A 1,347-nucleotide genomic window follows, 5' to 3' on the forward strand; every position below is an offset into this window, starting at 1 on the left:
GCTCCTTGAGCCCGCCTGCGCCGATCTTGCGAATCTCGTCGCCGATGAAGCTCAATCGGGTCTGCTTGACCCAGATGTCGGCCCGGCCGTGGATGACGACCCGGTCGCCCTGGCGGAACTGTGCGGCGGCGGCGGCGAACGCGCGCCAGCCGGAGACGGAGATCGCGATGTCCTCGAAGTCGTCGCGCACCGTGAGATAGGCGGATCCGGCGCGGCGCGTGTTGATCTCGGTGATCTGCCCGCAGATCCACGCGGCCGGCCACTTCGCCACGGCGTTGTGGAACTTCTGGCTCAGCACGCTCACCGGCCAGGGGTTCTCGGCGGTGGTGTCGGCGGCCATCCGCGGCAGCTGGTCGAGCGGGCGCGGCCGGCTCAGGTCCGGCGCCGCGGGTGCGCCGGAGGCAGCGCGGCCGCCTACCCCCGGCCCGGCGCCCGCACGGCCGCCCGGAGCCATGCCGGAACCGACGCCGTACCCGGCGGCGGGGCCCGTGCCCCGCATGTTGGCGTTCATGTCGTAACTCATGCCCTCACTATAACGCCGGGCCCAATGACCGGTAGATCTTTACCGGTTTTTATTCGACCGCCAGCGTGGCGAGCAGCGCGGCATGGTCGGAACCCGCGATCGGCAGCACCTTGAACCGCCCGGCCACAATCCCCTGGTCGACGACCACATGATCGATTCCGGCGAACCGCGGCGGCAGCAGCCCCCGGTCCGCAGGCCACGTGAACGTGAACCCTCGTCCGGCCATCCGCGCCCCGTCGCGGAACCGGTCGCCGAGAAAATCACGGAACGGCGCATGGTCGTAGGTCGCGTTGAAATCCCCCATGAACACGTAGCGCGTGTCCGTATGCGCCTTCATCGCGCCCAGCTCGTCGAGCGCGCGCCTCCACTGCCCCCAATAGCCGGGCACGGGCGCCGTCGTATGCACGGACACGAACCGTATCTTCGCGCCGCCGGCGAACGATACCGTGCCGCCGGGCATGAACGAGGCGCTGGAGTTCACGTCGTCGTTCGCCGGGCCGACGAGCGGCGTGGCCGACCACAATCCGTTGCCGTACACGCCGTCGGAACTCGCCACCTTGCTGTACGGCAGGTAGTCGCCGATGCCCGCGTCCTCCAACGCGGCGACGAACGCGTCGGTCGTCTCCTGCAGCGCGAGCACCTCGACCCGCTCGTCGCGCACCGCGTCGACGATCGCCTGCGCGTCGGCGCGTCCCTTGTACACGTTGCAGGTCATCACGCGCGCGTAGGCATCACCGGTGATCGCGTACGCCTGCCCGGTCGCGGCGTCCGCGGCGCGCGTCAACGGCTCCGTCGTGCGGAAGAACGGCAGCTGCCACCACACG

At 70.0% G+C, this 1,347-nt stretch carries 2 protein-coding genes; both read right to left on the bottom strand.

The features are described 5' to 3' along the window. The coding region (locus Uis4E_RS11545) for an exodeoxyribonuclease VII large subunit (RefSeq protein WP_423734936.1) at positions 1-454 on the bottom strand (454 nt) is incomplete at its 3' end. Positions 455-572: 118 nt separating this feature from the next. Next, positions 573-1,347: endonuclease/exonuclease/phosphatase family protein (locus tag Uis4E_RS11550; protein WP_101623294.1), on the bottom strand; the 775-nt coding region annotated here is incomplete at its 5' end.

Origin of the sequence: Bifidobacterium parmae (genome assembly GCF_002860365.1) — a bacterium.
Lineage (GTDB): Bacteria > Actinomycetota > Actinomycetes > Actinomycetales > Bifidobacteriaceae > Bifidobacterium > Bifidobacterium parmae.